The sequence below is a fragment of the Variovorax paradoxus genome (assembly GCF_029919115.1).
In the GTDB taxonomy this organism is placed as follows: domain Bacteria; phylum Pseudomonadota; class Gammaproteobacteria; order Burkholderiales; family Burkholderiaceae_C; genus Variovorax; species Variovorax paradoxus_O.
Genome location: NZ_CP123990.1, coordinates 5,315,115 through 5,339,012, shown reverse-complemented (window position 1 = coordinate 5,339,012; position 23,898 = coordinate 5,315,115). Strand labels below are relative to the sequence as shown.

General features: G+C 67.1%; 26 protein-coding genes. 9 read left to right on the top strand and 17 right to left on the bottom strand.

Going from position 1 to position 23,898, the window contains the following annotated elements:
* The first annotated feature begins 47 nt into the window (after nt 1-47).
* Nucleotides 48-716: a hypothetical protein gene (locus QHG62_RS25570; RefSeq protein ID WP_281148393.1), complete on the top strand. Its 669-nt coding sequence runs from the start codon at nt 48-50 to the stop codon at nt 714-716.
* A 50-nt stretch (nt 717-766) separates the two neighbouring features.
* Here QHG62_RS25570 and QHG62_RS25565 read toward each other — a convergent pair whose 3' ends face one another.
* The 4 genes from QHG62_RS25565 to QHG62_RS25550 are packed head-to-tail and all read right to left on the bottom strand — an operon-like array spanning nt 767 to nt 4,154.
* Entirely contained in the window at nt 767-1,573 is an 807-nt protein-coding gene (locus tag QHG62_RS25565; protein WP_281148392.1) for a PPK2 family polyphosphate kinase, read from the bottom strand.
* Nucleotides 1,574-1,618: 45 nt separating this feature from the next.
* Nucleotides 1,619-2,053, bottom strand: a complete 435-nt coding sequence (locus tag QHG62_RS25560; protein WP_281148391.1) for an RNA-binding S4 domain-containing protein — start codon at nt 2,051-2,053, stop codon at nt 1,619-1,621.
* Nucleotides 2,054-2,055: 2 nt separating this feature from the next.
* Complete coding sequence (locus QHG62_RS25555; protein ID WP_281148390.1) at nt 2,056-3,477, bottom strand: sensor histidine kinase; 1,422 nt, start codon at nt 3,475-3,477, stop codon at nt 2,056-2,058.
* On the bottom strand, nt 3,474-4,154 hold the full coding sequence (locus QHG62_RS25550; protein WP_126749534.1) for a response regulator transcription factor: 681 nt from the start codon (nt 4,152-4,154) through the stop codon (nt 3,474-3,476). The genes QHG62_RS25555 and QHG62_RS25550 overlap by 4 nt, the downstream gene beginning before the upstream one ends.
* A 126-nt stretch (nt 4,155-4,280) precedes the next feature.
* Between QHG62_RS25550 and QHG62_RS25545 the strand changes: the two genes are divergently transcribed.
* The 3 genes from QHG62_RS25545 (at nt 4,281) to QHG62_RS25535 (ending at nt 7,400) form a co-directional block, all read left to right on the top strand.
* The gene (locus QHG62_RS25545) at nt 4,281-5,240 is read left to right on the top strand and encodes a Bug family tripartite tricarboxylate transporter substrate binding protein (protein WP_281148389.1); all 960 of its coding nucleotides are present in this window, start codon (nt 4,281-4,283) and stop codon (nt 5,238-5,240) included.
* Nucleotides 5,241-5,344: 104 nt separating this feature from the next.
* A complete protein-coding gene (locus QHG62_RS25540; RefSeq protein WP_281148388.1) occupies nt 5,345-5,881 on the top strand; it encodes a tripartite tricarboxylate transporter TctB family protein in 537 nt (178 codons plus the stop codon).
* A gap of 1 nt (nt 5,882) precedes the next feature.
* Nucleotides 5,883-7,400, top strand: a complete 1,518-nt coding sequence (locus tag QHG62_RS25535; RefSeq protein WP_281148387.1) for a tripartite tricarboxylate transporter permease — start codon at nt 5,883-5,885, stop codon at nt 7,398-7,400.
* A 219-nt stretch (nt 7,401-7,619) separates the two neighbouring features.
* Here QHG62_RS25535 and QHG62_RS25530 read toward each other — a convergent pair whose 3' ends face one another.
* Nucleotides 7,620-8,246, bottom strand: a complete 627-nt coding sequence (locus QHG62_RS25530; protein ID WP_281148386.1) for a YitT family protein — start codon at nt 8,244-8,246, stop codon at nt 7,620-7,622.
* Nucleotides 8,247-8,289: 43 nt separating this feature from the next.
* Entirely contained in the window at nt 8,290-9,159 is an 870-nt protein-coding gene (locus tag QHG62_RS25525; protein WP_281148385.1) for a LysR family transcriptional regulator, read from the bottom strand.
* Between the two features lie 108 nt (nt 9,160-9,267).
* Here QHG62_RS25525 and QHG62_RS25520 point away from each other — a divergent pair, with 108 nt between their 5' ends.
* The 3 genes from QHG62_RS25520 (at nt 9,268) to QHG62_RS25510 (ending at nt 12,763) form a co-directional block, all read left to right on the top strand.
* Complete coding sequence (locus QHG62_RS25520; RefSeq protein WP_157615687.1) at nt 9,268-9,666, top strand: tautomerase family protein; 399 nt, start codon at nt 9,268-9,270, stop codon at nt 9,664-9,666.
* A gap of 31 nt (nt 9,667-9,697) precedes the next feature.
* Nucleotides 9,698-11,056: a tetratricopeptide repeat protein gene (locus QHG62_RS25515; RefSeq protein WP_281148384.1), complete on the top strand. Its 1,359-nt coding sequence runs from the start codon at nt 9,698-9,700 to the stop codon at nt 11,054-11,056.
* Between the two features lie 111 nt (nt 11,057-11,167).
* Nucleotides 11,168-12,763 (top strand): N-acyl-D-amino-acid deacylase family protein, encoded by a 1,596-nt coding sequence (locus tag QHG62_RS25510; RefSeq protein ID WP_281148383.1) that lies wholly within the window; start codon nt 11,168-11,170, stop codon nt 12,761-12,763.
* A gap of 23 nt (nt 12,764-12,786) precedes the next feature.
* On the opposite strand, the gene QHG62_RS25505 is transcribed toward QHG62_RS25510, so the two are convergent.
* Both QHG62_RS25505 and QHG62_RS25500 read right to left on the bottom strand, forming a co-directional pair.
* Nucleotides 12,787-13,479 carry a histidine phosphatase family protein gene (locus tag QHG62_RS25505; protein ID WP_281148382.1) on the bottom strand — a complete coding sequence of 231 codons (693 nt, stop codon included), beginning with the start codon at nt 13,477-13,479 and terminating at the stop codon, nt 12,787-12,789.
* A 32-nt stretch (nt 13,480-13,511) separates the two neighbouring features.
* The gene (locus QHG62_RS25500) at nt 13,512-14,153 is read right to left on the bottom strand and encodes a Yip1 family protein (protein ID WP_281148381.1); all 642 of its coding nucleotides are present in this window, start codon (nt 14,151-14,153) and stop codon (nt 13,512-13,514) included.
* Between the two features lie 144 nt (nt 14,154-14,297).
* Between QHG62_RS25500 and QHG62_RS25495 the strand changes: the two genes are divergently transcribed.
* Nucleotides 14,298-14,999: an alpha/beta fold hydrolase gene (locus QHG62_RS25495; protein ID WP_281148380.1), complete on the top strand. Its 702-nt coding sequence runs from the start codon at nt 14,298-14,300 to the stop codon at nt 14,997-14,999.
* Here QHG62_RS25495 and pcp read toward each other — a convergent pair.
* The 7 genes from pcp to QHG62_RS25460 form a co-directional block, all read right to left on the bottom strand.
* Nucleotides 14,987-15,646 carry a pyroglutamyl-peptidase I gene (gene pcp, locus QHG62_RS25490; protein ID WP_281148379.1) on the bottom strand — a complete coding sequence of 220 codons (660 nt, stop codon included), beginning with the start codon at nt 15,644-15,646 and terminating at the stop codon, nt 14,987-14,989. The genes QHG62_RS25495 and pcp overlap by 13 nt on opposite strands.
* A 16-nt stretch (nt 15,647-15,662) precedes the next feature.
* A complete protein-coding gene (gene pxpA / locus QHG62_RS25485) occupies nt 15,663-16,403 on the bottom strand; it encodes a 5-oxoprolinase subunit PxpA (RefSeq protein ID WP_281148378.1) in 741 nt (246 codons plus the stop codon).
* Nucleotides 16,404-16,473: 70 nt separating this feature from the next.
* A complete protein-coding gene (locus QHG62_RS25480; protein WP_281148377.1) occupies nt 16,474-17,472 on the bottom strand; it encodes a biotin-dependent carboxyltransferase family protein in 999 nt (332 codons plus the stop codon).
* The gene (gene pxpB, locus QHG62_RS25475) at nt 17,469-18,116 is read right to left on the bottom strand and encodes a 5-oxoprolinase subunit PxpB (RefSeq protein WP_281151818.1); all 648 of its coding nucleotides are present in this window, start codon (nt 18,114-18,116) and stop codon (nt 17,469-17,471) included. Before pxpB ends, QHG62_RS25480 begins: the two co-directional genes overlap by 4 nt.
* Before the next feature lie 10 nt (nt 18,117-18,126).
* Nucleotides 18,127-18,630 (bottom strand): pantetheine-phosphate adenylyltransferase, encoded by a 504-nt coding sequence (coaD, locus tag QHG62_RS25470; protein ID WP_258502244.1) that lies wholly within the window; start codon nt 18,628-18,630, stop codon nt 18,127-18,129.
* Nucleotides 18,631-18,684: 54 nt separating this feature from the next.
* The gene (locus tag QHG62_RS25465) at nt 18,685-19,359 is read right to left on the bottom strand and encodes an RsmD family RNA methyltransferase (protein WP_281148376.1); all 675 of its coding nucleotides are present in this window, start codon (nt 19,357-19,359) and stop codon (nt 18,685-18,687) included.
* A gap of 30 nt (nt 19,360-19,389) precedes the next feature.
* The gene (locus tag QHG62_RS25460) at nt 19,390-20,025 is read right to left on the bottom strand and encodes a LysE/ArgO family amino acid transporter (RefSeq protein ID WP_281148375.1); all 636 of its coding nucleotides are present in this window, start codon (nt 20,023-20,025) and stop codon (nt 19,390-19,392) included.
* An 83-nt stretch (nt 20,026-20,108) separates the two neighbouring features.
* Between QHG62_RS25460 and QHG62_RS25455 the strand changes: the two genes are divergently transcribed.
* Nucleotides 20,109-21,026, top strand: coding sequence for a LysR family transcriptional regulator ArgP (locus QHG62_RS25455; RefSeq protein ID WP_281148374.1), 918 nt, complete (start codon nt 20,109-20,111; stop codon nt 21,024-21,026).
* Between the two features lie 12 nt (nt 21,027-21,038).
* On the opposite strand, the gene QHG62_RS25450 is transcribed toward QHG62_RS25455, so the two are convergent.
* Nucleotides 21,039-22,379: a M16 family metallopeptidase gene (locus QHG62_RS25450; protein WP_281148373.1), complete on the bottom strand. Its 1,341-nt coding sequence runs from the start codon at nt 22,377-22,379 to the stop codon at nt 21,039-21,041.
* Between the two features lie 14 nt (nt 22,380-22,393).
* Nucleotides 22,394-23,869, bottom strand: coding sequence for a M16 family metallopeptidase (locus tag QHG62_RS25445; RefSeq protein WP_432445560.1), 1,476 nt, complete (start codon nt 23,867-23,869; stop codon nt 22,394-22,396).
* Between the last annotated feature and the right edge of the window lie 29 nt (nt 23,870-23,898).

Genomic DNA, 23,898 nt, shown 5'->3' with positions numbered 1-23,898 from the left:
GTATGGTTAAATCGCCCGAACTATCGCGAAGAGGACGAGGGATCTCCATGAAGCTGCTGCTGAGCGTCGTGTGCGCTGTTGTTGCATTGGCCGGGTGCGTCAGCACGCCGCCGACACCAACGGAGCCTGGAACAGGGTCGGGGCTCTCCTATGTGCCCATGGTGGCCATGGAAGGCGTCGACAAGACCCGATACGACAGCGACGTGGCCGATTGCCGCATCGCAGCGACGCGGATCACCGCGCGCAGCGAAACGGGCGATGCCATGTGGTTTGCGCTGGGCTTGGGGCTGATCACCGTGCACGGCCAGGGCATCGTCGCTGCAGCAGCTCAAGGCGGCATTGCGGCCGCCATCATCGACATGTCGTACCGCCCTGATGCAGAGCTGATCGCCGAGCACCAGCAGACCGCCATCGTGCACTGCATGGCAAAGCGCGGCTACCGCAATCTCGACCCGAACGTGCGCGACTCGTTCTACGGCCACTCCTTCAATCCGGAAGTGGTGCTGGCGCCGCGCCGTACCGGCGTGGACACCTACAACGCCGAAGTCCTTGCCAAGGCTGGCCGGTGCAGCATTCAGCCGCGCGCGGAACTGACGGCCAAGGGCCCCGGCTACGAGGCCTACAACGTGCCGTGCTCGAACGGCGCAACCTTGGCTGTGCGCTGCGAATTCGGCAAGTGCCGGGTGCTCGGCCAGTCGCCCATCCGCCGCTCCTGACGCGGCCCGAGCGGCCCGGCGTGCCTTTTGGCACGCGCCGGCGGCAACGCTCACTTGATGATCATGCCCTTGAGCGCCGGATCCGCGGGCGGCGCCTTGAGCTTCATTTCGCGCAGGGTCTTCATGAGCAGCTTGGCAATCATGAGGTTGCGGTGCCGCTTGTGGTTGGCGGGTATCACGTACCAGGGCGCGTGGCTGGTGGAAGTGGCACGCAGCGCCTTGTCGTAGGCCTGCTGGTAGGCGCTCCACTTGGTGCGAACCTCGAGGTCGCCCATGCTGAACTTCCATTGCTTGCCCGGCGTATCGATGCGCGCCTGAAGGCGTTCGCGCTGTTCGTCCTTGTCGATGTGCAGCATGCACTTGACCACCACCGTTCCTGTTTCCACCAGCAGGCGCTCGAAATCGTTGATCTGCGCATAGCGCCGCTTGGCCTCGGCCTTGTCGATCCAGCCTTCGACCACAGGCACCAGCACGTCTTCGTAGTGGCTGCGGTTCCATACCGCGATCTCGCCATTGCGCGGCACAACCGCGTGGCAGCGCCACAGGTAGTCGCGAGCGCGCTCGTCCTCGGTGGGCGCCTTGAAGGCCGTTACGCGTACGCCAAGCGGCGAGGTACGTGAAAAGACCCAGCGGACCGTGCCGTCCTTGCCGCTGGTGTCCATGCCTTGCAGCACCAGCAGGACCTTGCGGCGGCCCTCTGCATGCAGCAGGTCTTGCATTTCGTCGAGTTCGGCTGCCAGCTCATCTATTTCGGCGATTTGCGCCGCTTCGTTGCCTTCGAGAAACGGTGTGTCTCCCGGGCTCACCTGCGAGAGATCGAAGTTGCTGCCGACGCGGTATTTCTTAAGGCTGGCCATGAACCGGGGCTCCGTGCAAAAACACGCAGCGTACGCGATCGGCAGTCAGCGGTCGTTCTCTTCCGGGTCGATGGACGCGCTCCAGCGGTTGTCCCAGTCGGCATGGCGCGCCGCACCGTCGAGTTCGCGGCGATCGCGCTTGGTCGGCCGGCCTTGCTCGATGGCCAGCGCGGGCTCGCTGCCCATGCGGCGCTGTTCGCGCGCGGCGGCTTGCGCGGCAATGCTCTCCGCCGTTTCTTCATAGAGCTGCTGCGCCACCGGCGCGGGGCCGCGTTGCCCGCTCAGGCCGCGCACCATGACCGTTCGCGTGATTGGGCCCAGGCGAATGGCAACGGTGTCGCCCGCCTTGACTTCGCGGGAGGCCTTGGCAACGTCGCCGTTCACCTGCACGCGGTTCTTGCCGATCTCTTCCGCAGCCAGCGACCGCGTCTTGAAAAAGCGGGCTGCCCAAAGCCATTTGTCGATGCGCAAGCGATCCATATTCAGGAATTGTGGTGGTAGACAGGGAGCCGCACGACAGCGTCGAGCCCGACCACCTGTGCGGAATTTTCCTGCACGAGGCGGTTGTCCAGGCTGATGCGCCCGCCGAGCGCCAGCACGATTTCGCGGCAGATGGCCAAGCCCAGCCCCGAACCGCTGCCAGCGTCGCCGGCGGAGAACGGCGCAAACAGGCGCTGGCGGAGTTCAGCAGAGATGCCGGGCCCTTCGTCGCGCACCGTCAACACCGCCTCGTCGCCCGCGGAGCGCACCATGACCGAAAGCGCACCCCCGCGCGGGCTCTGCTTGATGGCGTTGTGCAACAGGTTGCGCGTGAGCTCCTGCAGCATCCAGCGGTGCGCGCGCACGGTCACGGGCTGGTCGACGGCCAGTTCGAAGTCGAGCGCCTTGTCGGCGATGAGCGGCGAGAGGTCGAGCGCAATCTGCCGCGCCACTTCGCCGAGTTCGAGCGGAACCGATTCCGGCTGCTGGCGCAATTGCTCCACCTTGGCAAGCGAGAGCATCTGGTTGGCGAGCGTCGTGGCGCGTTCCACTGTGTGGCTGATTTCGGCCAGCGCCTGCTCCGGCGCCACGTCGCCGCGCCGCGCCGATTGAACCTGCGCCTTCAGCACCGCCAGGGGCGTGCGCAACTGATGAGCGCTGTCGCGCACAAAGCGCTTCTGGTGGTCCAGCAGGCGCTGCAACCGCCCCATGACCTCGGTGGTGGCATCGACCAGCGGGCGCAGTTCGCGCGGCGCATCGGGTGCGTCGATCGGAGAAAAGTCATCGGCTGCACGCTTCTCGATGGCTTCGCCGAGCTCCCGCACCGGCCGCGTGGCGCGCTGCACCACAAGCACGGTGACCAATGCGATCACGCCCATCAGCAGCAACTGGCGCCACAGCATGTCGATGAGCAGCTTGCGCACAAGCGTTTCGCGCAGTTCCAGGGTTTCGGCCACCTGCACCACGGCCATGCCACGGCCTTTGCCGCTTGCCACGGGCTGCAGCAACACGGCCACCCGCACCGGCTGGTCGCGAAAGCGCGCGTCGTAGAAGTCGACCAGTGCCGAATAGGCACCCCGGTCGGGAATGCGGCCGCGCCAGAACGGCAGTTCGGCAAAGCCCGAGACCATTTCGCCGTCGAGCGCTGAAACGCGATAGAAAAGCCGGCTGCGGTTGTCGGCCTCGAAAGCCTCGAGCGCGGAATACGGAACGATGGCGCGCAGCCGCGCCGCTTCGTCGTAGCCTTCGACGTCGAGCTGCTCGCCGATGGTCTTGGCCGAGGCGAGCAGGGTGCGGTCATAAGCCGTGGTGGCCGCCGCCAGGCTCTGCCGGTACAGGCTCACGCTGTTGATCACGATGAACAGCGCCACCGGCGCGAGAATGCCGAACAGCAGCCTCGCGCGCAGCGACAAGGCCTTCTTCATGGTTCGGCGCGCAACAGGTAGCCCAGCCCGCGCAGCGTCATCAGCGCCGCGCCGGTGCCCGCCAGCTTCTTGCGAAGGCGGTACACCACCACCTCGACGGCCTCGTACTGCACGTCGGTTTCGCCCGGAAACACGAGCTCGAACAGGCGCTCCTTGCTCACGGCGTGGCCCGGCTTCATCATCAGCGCCTTGAGCAGTGCCAGCTCGCGCGGCGTGAGTTCCAGGATGCCGCCGCGGTGGTAGACAGCGCCGCTTTCTGGCTCGAAGCGCAGGCCGCCCACCTCCTGGGGGTTCAGCCCCACGTCGGGGCCGGCATTCTGGTGGCGGCGGCGCAACGCCCGGATGCGTGCTTCGAGTTCGTCCAGGTCGAAAGGCTTGGGCAGGTAGTCGTCGGCCCCGGCGTTCAGGCCCATGATGCGGTCGCCCACCGTGCCGCGGGCGGTCAGCAGCAGCACGGGGGTGCGCAGCCCCGCGGCGCGGGCCTGGGCCAGCACCTGGAGGCCGTCCAGGTTGGGCAGGCTCAGGTCGAGCGCCACCACGTCGGGCTCCAGTTCGCGCCATTGCTCGACGGCCAGGGCGCCGTCGCCGCAGATGCGCACGTCGATCTTGCTGCGGGCGAGGGCGCGCTGCAGGGTGACCTGCATCGAGGGATCGTCTTCGACCAGCAGCAGCTTCATGGGGTGAGGTGGGGAATGGTACTTCGGTGTTTTCCCCAGTCCGGCGGACAGCCAACTGACAGCGGGGCGGCGCATGATAGCGGCTCAGGTCCAAGTCAGGTTTTCTTTAGTTCTCAGGAGACAACGATGCGTCGCGACACCTTTTTGAAGTCATTGGCCGCGCTGGCCGCCGCCGGAGCCCTGCCGTTGTCGGCGCGCGCCGCCGCCAACGTCAAGATGATGATTCCAGCCAACCCGGGCGGTGGCTGGGACACAACGGGCCGCGCGCTGGGCAAGGCACTGACCGACGCCAAGCTGGCCGACACGGTCACCTATGACAACAAGGGCGGCGCCGCCGGCGCACTGGGCCTGGCCCAGTTCGTGAACGGCTCCAAGGGCGACCCGAATGCGCTCATGGTGATGGGCTCCGTCATGCTCGGCGGCATCATCACCGGCAAGCCGCCGGTCAACCTGTCGCAGGCCACGCCTCTGGTCCGCACCACCACCGAATACAACGTGTTCGTGCTGCCGGCCAACTCGCCCTTCAAGACCATGAAGGACGTGGTCGAGCAGCTCAAGAAAGACCCGGGCAGCGTGAAATGGGGCGGCGGTTCGCGCGGCTCCACCGAGCACATTGCAGCGGCCATGATCGCGCAGAAGGTCGGCGCCGATCCGTCCAAGATCAACTACGTGGCCTTCCGCGGAGGCGGTGAAGCCACCGCAGCAATCCTGGGCGGCAACGTCACCGTGGGCGGCAGCGGCTACAGCGAATTTGCCGAGTACATTGCCGCCGGCAAGATGAAGCCCATCGCCGTCACCTCGGCCCAGCGCCTGCCGGGCATCAACGTGCCCACGCTCAAGGAGCAGGGCATCGACGTCGAAATCGGCAACTGGCGCGGCGTATATGGCGCCCCCGGCATCACCGCCGAACAGCGCAAGGCGCTGACCGACATGGTGCTGGCTGCCCTCAAGAGCCCGTCGTGGGCCGAGTCGCTCAAGAAGAACGACTGGACGCCGGCCGTGCTGTCGGGCGAAGCTTTCGCCAAGTTCGTGGACGACGACTTCGCCAGCCTGCGCGCCATCATGGCCAAGTCCGGAATGATCTGAACCCGGCTCGCCCCCGGTCTTCGCGCACTTCGGAGATTGGGGGCACTTTCGATAGTGGGGCCCTTCAACGGGCCCCATTCCTTTCCCTGACTGTGGGAGAAAAAATGACAACTCCAGAATCCTCGGTCTCGCCGCAACCCGCGGCCACATGGCCGCAAACCCTGGTCGGCGCAGGCGTGCTGCTGACCGGCCTGGCGCTGGCTTTCGGCGCCATCGGCATTTCTTCAGAAGCCGGCTATGGCGGCGTCGGCCCCAACTTCCTGCCTTGGCTGGTGTCCGGCGTGCTCACCCTGTGCGGCGCCTGGATCCTTTGGGAGGCTCGCACCGGCGGCTTCCGTGAGCTCGACGCGCCCTCCGGCGCAGAGCATGCCTACTGGCCGGGCTTTGTCTGGGTCTCGGCTGGACTGCTGCTCAATGCAGCGCTCATCACCACACTCGGCTTCATCCTGAGTTGCATGCTGTGCTACGTGCTCGCAGTGCAGGGGCTGCGCCGTGCAAGCGGCCAGGCCTCGGCCAGCGTGCCGCGCACCTGGGCCATCGATCTGCTGACGGGCGCACTCATTTCCGCGCCCGTTTTCTGGATGTTCACCAAGTTCCTGGCCATCAACCTGCCGGGCCTTACAACGACCGGGTGGCTCTGACATGGAAATCTTCAACGCACTCATGGCGGGTTTCGCCGCGGCGATCACCCCCGTCAATCTGCTCTGGTGCCTGGTGGGCTGTGCATTGGGCACGGCCGTTGGCGTTCTGCCGGGTATTGGCCCGGCCGTGGCGGTGGCCATGCTGCTGCCGATTACCGGCAAGGTCGACATCACGGCCTCGATGATCTTTTTCTCGGGTATCTACTACGGCGCCATGTACGGCGGCTCGACCACTTCCATCCTGCTCAACACGCCGGGTGAAACAGCCAGCATGGTCACGGCGATGGAGGGCAACAAGATGGCCAAGAGCGGGCGTGCGGGCGCTGCGCTGGCCACTGCCGCCATCGGCTCCTTCGTGGCGGGGACCATTGCCACGGTCATCGTGACGCTGTTTGCGCCGTTCGTTGCAGAGTTCGCGGTCAAGCTTGGACCGCCAGAGTATTTCTTGCTCATGCTGCTGGCCTTCACCACGGTGAGCGCGGTGCTCGGCAAGAGCACGCTGCGCGGCATGACGGCGCTGTTCATCGGCCTTGCGGCCGGCTGCATCGGCCTCGACCAGATCTCGGGCCAGGGCCGCTACACCGGCGGCATTCCCGAGCTGCTCGACGGCATCGAGATTGTGCTGGTGGCCGTGGGCCTGTTCGCGGTGGCCGAGGTTTTGTATGCCGTGCTCTACGAAGGCAAGGTGGTCGAAGCCCAGAACAAGCTGACCCGCGTGCACATGAGTGCTCGCGACTGGAAGCGCTCGATTCCGGCATGGCTGCGCGGCACCGCCATCGGCACGCCGTTCGGCTGCATTCCGGCCGGCGGTACCGAGATTCCGACCTTCTTGAGCTATGCAACGGAAAAGAAGCTGGCCAAGGACGCGGATGCCAAGGCCGAGTTCGGCACCAAGGGCGCCATCGAAGGCGTGGCCGGCCCCGAGGCCGCGAACAACGCCACCGTGACGGCGGCGCTGATTCCTCTGTTGACGCTGGGCATTCCCACGTCGAACACCACCGCCATCTTGCTGGGCGCGTTCCAGAACTACGGCATCCAGCCCGGACCGCAGCTCTTCACCACATCGGCCGCGCTGGTGTGGGCGCTGATTGCCTCGCTCTACATCGGCAACGTGATGCTGCTGGTGCTCAATCTGCCGATGGTCGGCCTGTGGGTCAAGCTGCTGAAGATTCCCAAGCCGCAGCTCTACGCGGGCATCCTGATCTTTGCAACGGTGGGTGCCTATGGGATGCGCCAGAGCGCGTTCGACCTGTTCCTGCTCTACGGCATCGGCCTGCTCGGCGTGGTGATGCGCCGCTTCGACTTCCCGACCGCTCCCGTGGTCGTGGGGATGATTCTTGGGCCGCTTGCGGAAGCGCAGTTGCGCAACGCCATGTCGATTGGCGAAGGCAGTGCTTCGGTATTCTTCCAACGGCCGATGTCGATTGCGCTGGTGGTCATCATCGTGGCTGTGCTGGTGTTGCCGCGCGTTGCCAAGCGGATGAGTGATCGAAAGCTGGCTCGGCTGGCGGCCCAGTAACTTCCTTTGCCCAGCTAACGCGGGGGTTGATCGTGCGGGGCACTCTTCGGGGGGCGCACCCGCCGACGGGGTACCTTTCTCCGCGAATGTCCCCCGGCCTGCGGCCTCCTCCTTTAGCCCCGGGGGACATTCGCGGAGGGGAGTACCCGGTGGCCTTTGCACACGCCCTGAACAGCAGCGCCCCGAAAACAGCAGCGCCAAAAACAAGCGCGCGACCACTCAAGTCGCAGCGTACCGCCCCGGCTTGTGATTGATCCACAAGAAAAGCCCCATCACCACAGCCGCCAACACCGACCAGCCCACGCGCTGCGGCGGAATCACGAACAGAGCCAGCAGCACCACCGTGCAATCGATACCGATCTGCACCTTGCCGGCAGGCCAGCCGCGCTTTTCCTGCAGGTACAGCGTCAGCACCGTCGCACCACCCAGGCTCGCACGATGGCGGGCGAGAAACAGGCATCCGGTGCCCAGCAGCAATCCGCCGAGCACGGCTGCGAAGGCTGGGTGCAGGGAATCGATCGAGATGTAGCGCGGAGCCCAGTCGGTCATGACCGAAAGCAGTGCGATCGCCGAGAAGGTCTTGATGGTGAACGCCCGCCCCATGTGACGCCATGCGAACCAGTAGAACGGCAAGTTGACCAGGAAGAAGAGTTTGCCGAAGCTCACACCGGTGGCGTAGTGCAGGAGAAACGCGATGCCGGCCGTGCCGCCCGTGAGCAAGCCCGCCTGGCCGAACAGCATCATCGCGATGGCGACGAACAAGGTGCCTGAAAAGATGGCCTGCGCGTCATCGAAGCGGGAGTGCCGCAAGAAATCCGCCGGGGTTCTGGGTTGTGGCGCGTTCATGTCATGCAGCTTGACGCAAGTCCTGCGCCACTTCTGAGTGGTGTCATACCAGTTGGGTCGCGAGCATTTCCCGGGCCCGGGTCACAAACTCCGTTTCGCCCCGCCGGCCGGGCAAGAACTGAAACGCAACCCGGGGCAGCGCCGGCAATCCATGCGGCCCTGCCAGCCGCCCCACGCCCTCGCACACAGCCGATTCATTCAGGCACGCCACCCCAAGCCCCGCAGCCAATGCCGACTGCAACCCCGCCACGCCTGACGCCACATGCGCCAGCACATACGGCACCTTGCGCCGCCGAAGCAGCGCCACGGTGTACTGGTGCAACGAGCAGGTGTCCGGCAAGGCCAGCAGCCGCAGCGGTTCGCCCTTGGTCAACCGCATGCCGGCTGCGCCAAGCCACACGAGCGATTCGCGGCGTATCACCGGCGCCTTTTGAACCTGCTCCGGCGAAGAGGCCGCACCTGAGATATGCATCGCCAGCCCCACGTCGAACTCGCCGTTCGCATAGGCCGCCCGCAACGCGTCGCTCTTCAGGATGCTCACGCTCAGTCGCACCTGCGGATAGCTCTTGCCAAGCCGTGCCAGCAGTTGCGTGAGATCGCCGGGCCGAAAGTAGTCGGTCACGGCGAGCCGCAGCTCGCCCTGCAGCGTTTCGCCATGCAGGTCGCGAAATGCCTCGTCGCTGAGCGCGAGGATGCGGCGCGCATAGGCCAGCAGCCGCGTGCCCGCCTCGGTCGGCGCCACGCCGCTCTTGCTGCGCGTGAGCAATGACTGCCCTGCCCGCTCTTCGAGCTTGCGGATCTGCTCGCTGACCGATGACTGCGAAAGAAAAACGCGCGGCGCGGCCGCCGTGAGGCTGCCGGCATCGATCACCGCAGCAAGAGTGCGCAGCTGCTCCAGGTCGAATGTCTGCATGGCTTATCCATTCGTTAATCCGATGCTTGCCATCATATCTTCCTGCTTTTCCGATGGAAGCGCAGCGCCCAGAATAGCCCCATCGTTCACTCATTCACGGAGTTCCAAATGCCGCACATCGTTGTTCATCTCTCGGGCGAGCCCGACGCCGATCTCACCCGCAAGACCGTCGACACCGTTGCCGAGCTCACTCAGAGCGTGCTCGGCAAGCAGTTGCCGGTGATCGCCATCACGGTGCAGTACATCGCCGCCGACACGTGGTTCATCGGCGGGCAGTCGCTGGCATCCCTTGGCAAGTCGGCGTTTCACCTGGACATCAGCGTCACGGACGAAACCAACACCAAGGCGGAAAAAGCGCGCTACCTGCGCGAGGTGCATGCCGCCATGGCGCGCCTGCGGCCCAACCTCCACGAGGTGTCGTACATCCACGTGATCGATGCCCGCGGCGCGGCCTACGGCTACGGCGGAAAGACCCAGGAGTACCGCCACCAGCAAGCGGGCGTTTGAAGCCCGCGGCGGGGCATGGCACCATCCGGCCATGCCCGCCGCAACCCCGCACGCCGACAGCTTCGGCAACCCGCTCACGCTCGACGATGCCGCCAGCCTGCCGCTTGTCGAAGACTTCGTCATGGGCTTCGTTTCGACCGAGGCCCGCGCCGTCAATCTGTTGGCGCTGGGCGACAGCGACTCGAGCCCCCTCGTCCAGGCCTATTGCGCAACGCTTCACCTCTTCGCCGAATCGCGCGATGCCGTGGCCAATGCGCGTCCCTATCTCGCCAAGGCCCGAGCCGCATCCGGCCGCGCCACACCGCGCGAGCAACGCTACATCGCAGCGATTGAAGCGTGGGCCGACGGCGACATCGCCAGGGCCATTGCGCTGCACACGGAGCAGTCGCGCGAGTACCCGCGCGACCTCGTGTCGCTGAAGCTGGGGCAATATCACTGCTTCAATACCGGTGACTGTCCGGGCATGCTCCGGCTCGCGCTTGCCGCACTGCCGGCCGCGTCCGAGGTGCCCTATGTGCACGGCATGGCCGCCTTCGGCTACGAGCAGTGCCACCTGATGCGCGAGGCCGAGGCCAGCGCCCGCCACGCCATCGGCATGTGCCGCAAGGAGCCGTGGGCGCACCACGCGCTGGCGCATGTGATGCTTACAGAAGGCCGGCTTTCCGAAGGCCTGGCGTTCATGCAGGGCGTAAGCGACACCTGGACCGGGCTCAATTCGTTCATGGTCACGCACAACTGGTGGCATGTGGCCCTGTTCCTCATCGAGCTCGGGCGCGATGCGGAAGCACTCGCGGTGTACGACCGCGAAGTGTGGGGCGTGGCAAAGGACTACTCGCAAGACCAGATCGGCGCAGTCTCGCTGCTCGCGCGCTTCGAGCTCGCGGGCATCGATGCCGGCTCGCGGTGGAGCGACGTGGGCCGCTATCTCGTGCAGCGCCAGGCCGACCATGTGCTGCCCTTTCTCGACCTGCAGTACCTCTATGGCCTGGCCCGCGCGGGCCGGCCCGAGGCGGATGCGCTGCTGTGCAACATGGAGGCTTATGCGCCACGCGCACCCGTCTCCACCCGCGCCGCGTGGCAGCACGTGTGCGTGCCGGCCGCTCGCGGGCTCATTGCCCATGCGCAAGGCGACTTCGCTTCGGCCATCGAAGGGCTCGGCAGCGCCTTGCCTCGCCTGGTCGAAATCGGTGGCAGCCATGCGCAGCGCGACCTCTTCGAGCAGGCGTACCTCGATGCCCTCGTGCGTGCCGGCACCGAAGCCACGCTCACGGGTGCGCAGGGCATCCTGCAGCAGCAGCTCAATGGCCAGCCCGAATCGCTGCGGCTGCGGCGCCAAACGAGCGATGTCTATGCGCGGCTCGGGCTCGAGCAGCTGGCTTCTCGCCTTTGAGGGGCAAGCGAGGTCATGCCTTCCAGTCATGGGGCGTGTCGCAAAAGGAATTAACAGGCACGCGGGAGCGACTTCTAAACTGGCCGCTCCACATCGATCCAGTTACGTTCCATGCAGAAATCAGTTGCCGTGCTTGCCGTGCTCGCGGCCCTCGCGGGCCTCTCCAACGCGGCACATGCCGCGACCGATGCCCCGGTCGAACTCGACCTGCTGCTGCGCGGCGGCACCGTCTACACGGGCGATTCGAATGAGCCCGTGGTTGGCGATGTCGGCATCGTGGGCGATCGCATCGTTTTCGCGGGCCGGAAGGCACCTGCACAGTTCGTTGCACGGCGAACCATCGATACGACCGGCATGGTCGTGGCACCGGGCTTCATCGACGCGCACACCCACGCCGATGCCGACCTGCATTCCACAGATCCGCGCAAGCGCCTGAACATTCCCTTCCTGACCCAGGGCGTGACCACGGCGGTGATCGGCAATGACGGTTTCGGCGGCTTCGACATTGCCGCACAGACCCAGCGCCTGCGGTCGGCCCCCGTTGGAACCAACGTTGCCATGTACGTTGGCTTCGGCCCCGTGCGCATCGACCAGTTGGGCGAAGCCAATCGCGCGCCGACGCCCGAGCAGCTCGACGCCATGCGCAGGCACGTGAGCCGGGCCATGTGCGATGGTGCGCTGGGGCTCTCGACCGGGCTTTTCTATCCGCCGCAGAATTTCTCGAAGACCGAGGAAGTCATCGAACTCGCGAAGGTCGCCGCTCGCCACGGCGGGCTCTACGACAGCCACATCCGCGATGAGTCGATGTACAACATCGGGCTCAAGGGCTCCATCGAGGAAGTGATCCGCATCGGCCATGAGGCGCGCCTGCCGGTGCACGTGGCCCACATCAAGGCACTGGGCGTGGATGTGCAGGGCCAAAGCGGCGACATCATCCGCCGCATCGAGAAAGAGCGTGCCGCCGGTCTCGACATCACCGCCGATCACTATCCGTGGACGGCATCGAGCACACGCTTCTCGGCAGCGCTGGTGCCGCCCTGGGCAGTCGACGGCGGGCGCGAGGCCATGCTCAAGCGCTTCGACGATGCGGCCGTCCAGGAGCGCCTGCGAACCGGTATGCGCGAGAACCTGCGCCTGCGTGGCGGTCCGGAGACCATCCTGTTTTCAGCCGGCAGCACCAAGTACGTGGGGAAGACGCTGGCCGACGTGGCCACGGCCTCGAACGCCGACCCGGTGGATGCCGCCATTGCCGTGCTACGGGACGGCGACCTGAACATCGCCTCGTTCAACCAGAGCGACGACGACGTGCGCGCATTCATGAAGCGGCCGTGGGTCATGACGTCATCCGACTCCTCGTTGGGCCATCCACGCGCCTACGGCACCTTTGCACGCAAGTACGAGCAGTACGTGGTGAAGGAACACACGATCTCGCTGGGGCAGTTCATTCGCAGCAGCTCGTCGCTGACCGCCGACACGCTGGGGCTGAAACAACGCGGGCACCTGCGGCCCGGCTACTACGCCGACGTGGTCGTGTTCGACCCCGCTCGCTATGCCGCCAAGGCCACTTACACCCAACCGACGCTGCTGTCCGAAGGCGTGGTCACGGTGCTGGTGAACGGCCGCCTGGCAGTAGACGCCGGCAAGCCCACGGGCATTGGTGCCGGCCGGCCTTTGCTGCGCACGCCGAAGGCCGGCAGCTGCACCTGAAGGGACGCGCCCGTGCGGGCGGCTCAGGTTTTTTCGAGATGCCGCCGCTGGTCGTACACCGGCTGCGGCGGCAGGTCGGCAAGGTGCCGCGTGTCGGCCCAGTCGACGATCTCTATGGCGTCGGGCATTGCAGGGTCGGCGATGCGGATGCGGTTGAAGCCCGCATTGGGAATGTCGCTCTGACGCGGCCCGCTGAGGCTGAGGCCGCGTGCGGTGCGCCACACCATGTCGAGCACGCCGCCGTGGGTAACGACCACCAGGCGCTGCCCACGGTAGGTGGCTGCAAGGTTGCCCAGTGCCGCAACGATGCGCGTGTGGAATTCGCGTGCCGACTCGCCCTCGGGCATGGCGTGGTCCTCGCGGAACTGCAGCCACTCTTCCCATGCCCTGGGGTGCAGGGCTTGTATTTCGTCGGCCCGCATGCCTTCGACCACGCCGAAGTGCTGCTCGCGCAAGCTCGCCGATGTGACCACCGGGAGCGACAGCTGCAGCGACGCCGGCGCCGCGGTTTGCTGCGCTCGAAGGAGGTCGCTGCTGACAATGTGCTGCGCCGTCTCGCCCGCCATCCGCAAGCCCAGCCGGCGCGCCTGCTCGTGCCCCATGTCGTTGAGCGGCACATCGGCATGCCCCTGAAAACGCAGTTCGCGGTTCCAGGCCGTTTCGCCGTGGCGGATCAGGATGAGTTCGGTCGCGGAGTCGGGTGTGGGCGTTGGCATGGAACGCCCATTCTCCACCGCATGCGCGGCCCTCAGAGCCTCGGCGGCACCATCTGTTGCATGGCCGCCACCTGCATTGCGAGCGGTGCCGTGCTCACGCGCGTGGGCGAGGGTGTCAGAAGCGAGAGCACCCAGGCGATCACCACGCCGCCGATGATGGCGCAAACCACCACCACGGCCGTATATGCCAGCGCCTTGTCCGGCGGGCATTTCATGAGCACCGGCAGGCCCACGTAGATCAGGTAGATGCCGTAGAGCGCCGCGAGCGCGCCCAGGATCGACAGCGACGGAATCAGGCTGAACACCCCGCCCAGGAAGCTCGCCGTGCTGGCATAGGCCGACAGCTTGAGCGCACCGATCTGGCTCTTCGAGCCTTCGAATGTGGGCGCCAGCGCATCGATGATCAACGCCAGCACAAACACCATGACGAGCGAGAGCACGTAGCCGACGACCATGTTCACGAGCCCCGTGACCACGGGCACGCGGAAGTCGACACCGAAGGCGCCGAAGCCGATGACCGACAGGCCGATGAAACCCGCCACCGCCGGTATCAGCGCAAGGATCATCACGTAGTTCTTGTAGAGCGATGCGGTGTCCGCGGGCTCTGCATCGATGGCGGGCCAGGTGGCCTTGGGTTTGAGCAGGATGTCCTGCACGCGTTGAACCAGGTTCATTTTCTTGTCCTCGGTAGGAAGCGGAAACGCGCGAACCGCAAATCGCGCAGCAACGGAAAGTATGTCGATTCCGCTGCCGAATGGCTTCTGGCCAAGCAGCCTATGCCGTTACGCCGGAGCGCGCGATGACGCAAAATCCGCCTCATGCCACACCTTGTCTTGCTGCCCGGCCTCGCCTGCGACGAGCGCCTCTGGGAGGCCCAGCTCCCCGTTCTTCCGGCCATGTTCGAGGCGCGCGTGAGCGATGCCCACATGCGCCACGACAGCATCGAAGACATGGCCGCGGCCGTGCTGCGCGAGAACCCCGGCCCGCTGGTGCTGTGCGGTGCATCGATGGGCGGCATGGTGGCCATGGAAGCCGCGCGGCAGGCGCCCGAGCGCATTGCGGGGCTTGCGCTGTTGGGCACCAACGCGCGGCCCGAGTCGCCGGACATGTACGAACTGCGCGAAAGCGCCATCGAACTGTTCGAGCGCGGTGAACTGCGCGACGTGATCGAGCCGAACGCCGTCTTCGCGTTTCACCCCACGCAGGCGGCCGACCAGGCGCTGGTCGAGCGCTACGTAGAGATCGTGCTGGACGCCGGCACGCAGCAGCTCATCAGCCAGAACCGCGCGGTGATGCGGCGCCCCGATGCGCGCCCCCACCTGCCTTCTCTGCGTGCGCCGGTGCTCCTGGTTTGCGGTGACACGGACCGGCTGACACCGCCCGACCGCACGCGCGAAATTGCGGCGCTGGTGCCGCATGCCGAAGTGGTGTGGCTGCCGCAATGCGGGCACATGCTCACGATGGAGAAGCCCGCGCTCGTCAATGCGGCGCTGCTCGCCTGGCTGGCTCAGTGGAGCTGACCGCCGGTTTCGGCAATGTCCTTTTCAACAGCCAGAGAGGTGGCCACCGCGACGCGCAGCGCCTCGACCATGGTGACCAGCGACATGCTGGGCACCCCCGGAAAGCGCGCCGCCTGCTCGGGCAGGTACGGAATATGGATGAACCCGCCGCGCAGCCCCTGCACCGGGTGCGTGGCCATGCGGTGCATCAGGCCGTAGAAGATGTGGTTGCAGACGAAGGTGCCCGCGGTGTTCGACACCGACGCGGGCACGCCGGCCGCGCGCAGGTCGCGCACGATGGCCTTGATCGGCAGCGTCGAAAAATACGCCGCGGGCGCACCGCGCACCACAGGGGTGTCGATCGGCTGCCAGCCCGCGTTGTCGGCGATGCGGCCGTCGTCGATGTTGATGGCCACGCGCTCTGGCGTGATCTCCGCACGGCCGCCGGCCTGGCCGATGCACAGCACCAGCTGCGGCTGAAGTTCGTCCATGGCGCCTGCAAGCGCCTCGATGGCATCGCCGAAAACGCAAGGCATCTGGCGCGCATGCACGGTGGCACGGCCGCACTTCCAGCCATCGAGCGCACGCACGGCTTCCCAAGAGGGGTTGAGGGCTTCGCGGTCGAACGGATCGAAACCGGTCAGCAGGACGTTGGTTCGCTGCACCACGGCTTGAGCAATGCGTTCAGGCCGTCGCGCGAACGGCGATGCCTTCTTGCTGCAGTCGGTCGCGAATGCGGCGCGCAAACGCCAATGCGTGGGCACCGTCGCCGTGCAGGCACACGGTCTGGGCGTTGACGGGCACCGTGCTGCCGTCGATGGCCGTCACCTTGCGGTCGCGCACCAGCGAGAGCGTCTGGGCGAGCGACTGCTCTTCGTCTTCGATGAGTGCGCCGGGCTGGCTGCGCGGCACCAGGCTGCCGTCGGGCATGTAGCCGCGGTCGGCAAACACTTCTTCCACCGGCGTAAGGCCGGCACGGCGCGCGGCGTCGATCATGCCGCTGCCCGCAAGGCCGAAGAACCTGAGCGACGGGTCGAAGCGCCGCACCGCCTCGCACAGCGCTTCGGCAAGCTCGGGCTCCTTCACGGCCTGGTTGTAGAGCTGCCCGTGGGGCTTCACGTGCGAGAGCTTGCCGCCCTCGGCCTTGACGATCGCGGCCAGCGCGCCGACCTGGTAGAGCACATTGGCCACGATCTCGTCGGGCGGCAGGTGCATGGTGCTGCGGCCGAAGTTTTCGCGGTCGGGAAAGCTGGGGTGCGCGCCAATGGCCACGCCGTGCTCGATGGCCCAGCGCACGCATTGCTGCATGGTCTTGGCATCGCCCGCGTGCCAGCCGCAGGCGATGTTGGCCGAGCTCACAAGGCCGAGCAGCGCTTCGTCGCTGCCCGCGCCTTCGCCGAGGTCGGCATTCAGGTCGATTTGCATTTGGGTTGTTCCTTCTTCAAGGCGGGCCGGTGCATCGGAGCCGGGCCCGCGCGACTGCTGCCCGCACAGTCTATGCCGGTCCGCTCCAGCCTGCCGCGGCCAGCCCCTGCGCCACTTGCGCGAGATAGCGCTGCTGCCCGGCCCACGCCTCGAGCGCCGCCGCCATGTCGACCTGCACCAGCCGCAGCCGGCCGTCGAGCGGCGCCTGCGCGAGCTTCCACAGGTCGGCGCGGATCACCACGCCGATGCGCGGATAGCCACCCGTGGTCTGCGCGTCGCCCATCAGGATGATCGGCTGGCCCGAGGGCGGCACCTGGATGGTGCCGGGGATGACGCCCGATGAGAGCATGTCGATGCTGCGCTTGCGCTTGAGTTCGGCACCCGCAAGCCGGCTTCCCATGCGGTTGCTCTGCGCGGTAATGCGCCAGCGCTCGCTCCAGAGCAGCGCATGCGAGGCAGCGGTGAACTGCTCGAACTCGGGCCCCGGCAGCACGCGCAACTCGATGGCCGAACCGCCTTCCTCCGGCCCCCAATCCGGGCCGCGCAGCCCGAACGGCCGCCGCGCGAGCTGGGCGGCATCGAGCGCCGTGGCGCCCAGCGCGAGCCGGTCGCCCTTGCGCAGCGCCCGCCCCTGGTGGCCGCCAAAGCCGGCCTTCAGATCGGTGCTGCGCGAACCGAGCACCGGCGGCACGTCGATACCGCCCGCCACCGCGAGCCAGCTGCGCAGGCCTGCCTTCTTCGCGCCGGATGCATTTGCGCCCGCGAGCTTGAGCGTTTGCCCCGCCCTGACGGGCACGCTCCAGCACGGCCAGATGGGCGTGCCGTCGAGCCGGGCGGAGAAATCGTCTCCAGCCAATGCGATGCGCGTGTCGGTTTCGAAGCGGATCTCGCAGCCGCCCATGGTGAGTTCGAGGCCGGCCGCGCCGTCGGCATTGCCGACCAGCCGGTTCGCCAGCGTGAGCGCCAGCACGTCGAGCGCGCCGCCGGGGCAGATGCCGACCTGCCGGTGCCCGTGACGCCCAAGGTCCTGCACAGAGGCCAGCATGCCGGGTTTCTGGACCAGCATCATGTCTCGACGCTTTCGACGACAAAGCGCACGCGGTCGCCCGGACGCAGCAAGGTGGGAGGTTCGGCCGCCGGGTCGAAAAGCTCCAGCGACGTACGGCCGATCAGCTGCCAGCCGCCCGGCGACACCAGCGGATAGATGCCGGTCTGCTCGCCGCCGATGCCCACGGAGCGCGCAGGCACCGCCGTGCGCGGTTCGGCCCGCCGGGGCGTGGCGAGTTCGGGCGGCAGCCCGCCCATGAAGGCAAAGCCGGGCAGAAAGCCCAGCAGGTAGACCACGTATTCGCCGCCACTGTGGCGCCGCACCACTTCGGCCGGCGTCAGCCCGGTGTGCGCCGCAACGGCGGCAAGGTCCGGCCCGTGCTCGCCGCCGTACGCCACCGGAATCTCTACCAGCCGGCCTTCGATGGCGGCTGCCGACAGCCGTGGCCAAGCTTCGTTGACGCGCGCCATCAGCGCATCGACATCAATCGCCGTCGGGTCGAAAGTCAGCGTGAGATTGTTCATGCCCGGCAGCACCTCGCCCACGCCGGGCCACTGCTGAACCTCGATGCCCAGCGCCCAGATCTGCTGCTGCTGCGCGAGCGTGGCAGGCGGCGCGAGTTCGCAAAGCAACGCCGCATCGCCCAGCGGATGCAGGCGAGGCAACGGAAACCGGCTACTCACGACCGAGGCTGCGCACCTTGGCTGCCAGATGCGTCTCCACATCGGGCGAAACGAACTTGTGGACCTCGCCGCCGAGCATCGCAATTTCGCGCACGAAGGTGCTCGAGATGAACTGGTATTTGTCGCTGGGCGTCAGGAACACGGTTTCCACATCGGGCATGAGCGAGCGGTTCATGCCCGCCAGCTGGAACTCGTAGTCGAAGTCGGTCACGGCGCGCAGGCCGCGCACCATGGCCTTGCCGCCGCGTGCCACCACAAAGTCGCGCAGCAGGCCCGAAAAGCTCTCGACCGTGACCTGGTCGCTGTAGGGCTTTACGGCTTCGCGCGCCATTTCCATGCGTTCTTGCAAGGTGAACAGCGCTTTCTTGTGGTGACCCGCCGCAACCGCGACGATGACCTTCGAAAAAAGCTGGGTTGCACGCCGCACCACGTCCTCGTGGCCGAGGGTGATGGGATCGAAAGTGCCGGGATAAACCGCGATCACGTTGCTGGCCATGGTTGCTTCTTCCTCATGCAGCCGGTGCGGCTTGTCCGGCGAATTATGCAGTCCCTATGCAGTTCCGTTCACAAGGTGCCGCAGCAAGTGCGCATGCACGGCACCCGCTTTTAAGTAACGAAAACCAACAAGGCCGACGGCGGCGAGCTCCTCATCGGTCCACTGGCGGGGTGCTTCCAGATAGATGGCGCCTCCGGCCTTCACGGCCCGCGCGGCGGCGCGCAGCGAAGGTTCGTAGAGGGTGGTGCTGTCGAAAGGCGGGTCGAGAAAGACCGCATCCAGGCTGCCCGCGGCAACGCGTTCGAGCGCGGTGAGCCCGTTGCCGCGCTCGATGCGCACGGCCTCGGCCGAGAGCTTGGCCTTGGCGGCCTGCAACTGCGCCACCAGCGCGGCGTCTTGTTCGCACAGCAGCACGCTCGCGGCGCCGCGCGAAGCAGCCTCCAGGCCCAGGGCGCCGGTGCCCGCGAATGCATCGATGCAATGCCAACCCGGCAACTCGCCGCCACCCGCGCCCGCAATGCTTGCGAGCCAGTTGAACAGAGTTTCCCTCACGCGGTCGGGCGTGGGGCGCAGGCCCGGCTTGTCGGCCACGGCAAGGCGGGTGCGCTTCCACTGGCCTCCGATGATGCGCACTTCACTCGGGCGCGATTTCGATCGGGACGGCGACCGCGACGAGGGCGATGACGACGAGGGAGGGCGCTTGGCGGCTGCGGCTTTCTTCTGGGGCATGCGGCAAGCTTAACGCCGCCGCATGCGACGCTAGATACCGAGAAAGGCGCGCCGCGCGAGCAGCGCGGCAAGCACGAGCATCGTGCCGCCGATCAGCGCGTCGAGCACCTGCCAGGCAGGCGGACGCGCAAACACCGGCGCCAGCCACCGCGCCCCGAAGCCGAGCGCGGAGAACCACAGCGCACTTGCCAGCGTCGCTCCCGCGACGAACCAGGCCTTGAGTGCGCCGCCGTACTGCGCGCCGGTGCTGCCGACGAGGAGCACGGTGTCCAGATAGACATGCGGGTTCAGCAGCGTAAAGCCTGCCGCCTGCGCGAGCACGGCGGCGCGCGAGAGCGATGCGCCCTGGGCTGTAGCCTGCAGCGCACCGGCCTGCCGCGAGCGCCACAGCGCCCGCAACCCGTAGCCACCCAGGAACAGCGCGCCGAGCCCGGCGAGTGCGGTGGCCACGGCAGGCCGCCCTTGCAGCGCCTGCGCCATGCCGGCCACGCCGGCCGTGATCAGGATCGCGTCGCTCGCCGCGCAGAACAGCACCACGGCGCTCACATGCTCGCGCCGCAAGCCCTGGCGCAGCACATAGGCGTTCTGCGCGCCAATGGCGACGATGAGCACCAGGCTCATGAAGAGCCCGTTGGCGAAAGCGGTGGTGATTTGTTCGGTGACCATGGCGCCAAGCTTGCCGACGCGAGCCGATTAACTCAAACTAAACTTTCTAAGGCATATTCAGTTTTTCTAATTCAGTACGCAACATGCTCGACTACGCCGCCCTGAACGCATTGGCCGCCGTGGTGCGCGAAGGCAGCTTCGAGCGCGCCGCGCGAGCCCTGAACGTCACGCCCTCGGCTGTCTCGCAGCGCGTGAAGCTGCTCGAGGAGCGCACGGGGGGTGCCTTGCTGGTGCGCGGACAGCCTTGCGTGCCCACCGAAGCGGGCCAGCAGCTCTGCCGCCACTTCGAGCGCGTCGGCATGCTGGAGCACGAACTGCGCGACGCGCTGCCCGCGCTTGGCATGGCCGGCAGCGGCGGCAACGAGCGCGAACGGGTCACGGTGCGCGTGGCAGTCAACGCCGACAGCCTGGCCACGTGGTTCATGGCGGCCGCCGCGGCCTTTGCCAGGCAGGAAGAATCCGCCCTGCTCGACCTGACCGTGGACGATCAGGACCACACCGCCGAGCGCCTGCGCAGCGGCGCGGTGCTGGCCGCGGTCACCGCCCTGGCGCAGCCGGTGGCCGGCTGCAACAGCGAGGCGCTGGGCACCATGCACTACGTGGCGGCCGCGAGCCCCGAATTCATGCACCGGTATTTCGCCAAGGGCGTGGGTGCGCGCACATTGGGCGACGCACCGAGCCTGGTGTTCGACCGCAAGGACCGGCTGCAGGCGCGCTGGGTGCGGCGCATCTGCCACCGCAGCATCGAGACGCCGCGGCATTGGTTGCCCTCCGCCCACGGTTTTCTCGAGGCGGCGCGGGCCGGCATGGGCTGGGGCATGCTCCCCGTGAGCATGGCGGCCGATGCGATGCGCACGGGCGCGCTGGTAGAACTGGTGCCGGGCTCCGCGCTTCAGGTGCCGCTTTACTGGCAACAGGCGCGCGCGGCGCCGCAGCTCCTCGAGCGCCTCAGGACGACCGTGCGCGCAGCCGCCGGCAGCGGCGCACACGCCTTGCGCTGAAGCGCCGTCCGCTCACTTGCCGCCCACCACCACCGTCACCATGCGTTCGGGCTGCAGCTTGCGCGCAAAGGCTGCGCGCACCTCGGCCGCCGTGACGGCATTCATGCGCGCGGTCCAGGTGTCGAGGTAGTCGAGCGGCAGGTCGTGCCACGCGATGTTGGCCACGTTGCCGATGAGCTTGCGGTTGCTGTCCATCAGGAGCGGGAAGCCGCCGATCAGGTTGTCCTTGGCGGCCTTGAGTTCGGCGGCGGTCGGGCCTTCGGCCACGAACTTCGCAAGCACTTCGCGGGATATCTTCACCGCCTCTTCGGCCTGGTCCGGCCGCGTCTGGAAACCGATGCGGAATGCCCCGGCGTCAAGCCCCGGCGAAAAGCCGCTGTAGACGCTGTAGGCCAGGCCGCGCTTCTCGCGCACTTCGTTGGTGAGCCGCGAAACGAAGCCGCCGCCGCCCAGCACGTAGTTGCCGAGCGTGAGTGCGAAGTGGTCCGGGTCCTTGCGCGGATAGCCGGGCTGGCCAATGAAGACGTGGGCCTGCGCCGATGAGAACGGAATGCGCTCGTCCTTGGGCGCCGAAAGCGCGGTCACCGGCGCAATGGCCGGCAACGGTGTGCAGGCCTCGGGGCCGGGCAACCGCGAGAGCAGCGCCGTGGCCATGGCTTCCGCTTCCGCGCGCGTCACGGCACCGACGATGCTGAGCTTGGCCCGGCACGGCACGATGAGCTGCTGGTAGCGCTGCCGCATGGCCGCCGTGTCGATGCGTGCCAGCGTGGCTTCGGTCACTTCCTGGCCATACGGATGGCTGCCATAGACGCTTTGCGAAAAGGCGCGGCCCGCGATGGTCGACGGCTTGGTGTTGGCCTCCTTCAGCGATGCATTGATGCGTTCGCGCTCGCGCTGCCACACGTCGTCGGGAAAGGCCGGCTCGCCGATCTCGCGCGATGCCAGCGCCACCACCTTGGCCAGCAGGGCCGGGTCGGACAAGGTGCGCAGCGAATAGCTGGCACGATCGGTTCCGGCGCTGGCATTGAACTCGGCGCCCAGGTCGGCCCAGGCTTCGCCCAGCGCGTTTTCATCGAGCGCGGGCTCGCCGTTCTTGCCGGCGCGCACGCCCTTCTCGACCATGGTCGCGGTCACGCTGGCCAGGCCGGCCTGCGCCGCCGGGTCGCGCCGGCTGCCGGCGTCGAAATCGATCTGCACATCGACGATGGGCAGCGCCTGGGTCGACACCAGGTAGATCCTGGCGCCGCTCGCGAGCGTCCAATGCTCGATCGGAAGCGCGGCCTGCGCGGCGCCCGCCAGGACAGCAGCAACAGCGAACAGTGCGGGACGGAGAATTTTTTTCATGGCAATCATGGAGGTCCGGCCCTTCAACGCATCTCGCCCGCGGGCGCTGCAAAGCCGCGGCCACGGGGCTTGGCTTCCGGCGGTAGCGGGCGCAAGGTGGCCACCGTGAGCTGGTCGTCTCCGAAGTACTTGGCGGCCACTGCCTGCACCTGGGCAGGGGTCACGGCCTGCAGCTTCGCGATGATGCGGGCGCTGGAGTCGAGCGGCAGCCCCTGCACCCAGTTGCTTCCGAGTTCGCGCGCCTGCGCCATCACGGAATCGCGCTTGTAGGTTTCGCTGGCCACCCATTGCGTCTTGACGCGCGCGAGTTCGGCCTCGCCCACGCCTTCTTTCGCGATACGCGCCACCTGGGCCCGCAACGCCGCCTCCACCGCCTCGGCGGTCTTTCCGTGCGCCGGCACGCCCACCAGCATGAACAGCTGCGGCCCGCGGCCGGCCAGGCCCGAATAGGCACCGGCGGAATCGGCCACGCGGTCGGGGCCCTGGGTCAAGGCGCGATCGAGCCGCGCGCCGGAGTAGCCGTCGAGCACGGCCGACAGCACTTCGAGCGCCCAGACGTCGCTGTCCGCATCGTCGATTTTTTCCAGCTGTGGAATGCGGAACGCGAGCGACACGTAGGCCTGCTCCGCCGGCGCCTTGAACTCGATGCGGCGGATGCCGCGCTGCGCGGGCTCGATGCGCGGCTTGCGCGGGGGCACGGCGCGCGCGGGAATGCTGCCGTAGTACTTCTCGGCCAGCGCGTGCACCTTGGCCACGTCAACGTCGCCGACCACCACCACGGCGGCGTTGCCCGGCACATACCAGCGCCGGAAGAATTCGCGCGCGTCGTCCGGCGTCATGGCGTCCAGGTCGCTCATCCAGCCGACCACGGGGCGCTGGTAGGGCGAGGCCGTGAACACCGCCGCGTTCTGCTGTTCGCCCAGCAATGCGCGCGGCTGGTCTTCGGTGCGCATGCGGCGCTCTTCCTTGACCACTTCGATCTCGCGCTTGAACTCGTCGTCGGACCACTGGTTGTTGGCAAAGCGGTCCGATTCGAGCTTCATGACCTGCTCGAGGCTGGACACGGGAATCTGCTGGTAGTAGCCGGTGAAGTCGCGCGAGGTGAACGCGTTTTCCTGGCCGCCCAGGGCCGCCACGCGGCGCGAGAACTCGCCCGGCTTGATGGTCTTGGTGCCCTTGAACATCATGTGCTCGAGCACGTGGGCCACGCCCGAGGTGCCGTCGACCTCGTCGACGGAGCCCACGCGCACCCAGACCATCTGCACCGCGGTGGGTGCGCGCCTGTCAGGCAGCACCAGCAGCGTCATGCCGTTGGCAAGGGTGAACTGCTGGGGCGCGGGTGCCGCTGCGCCAGCGGCCGGTGAAACGGAGGCAGGAGAGGTGGAAGAGACGGCGGGAGCCGGTGTGGACTGGGCCAGTACGGGCGCGGCCCACAGCGCCGAAAGCGCCATTGCCAGCACCGCACCGGACGCAGCACGGCGTGGCGAGGGGTGTTTCATAGAATGGGTCGGATTGTAAAAAGCTCCCG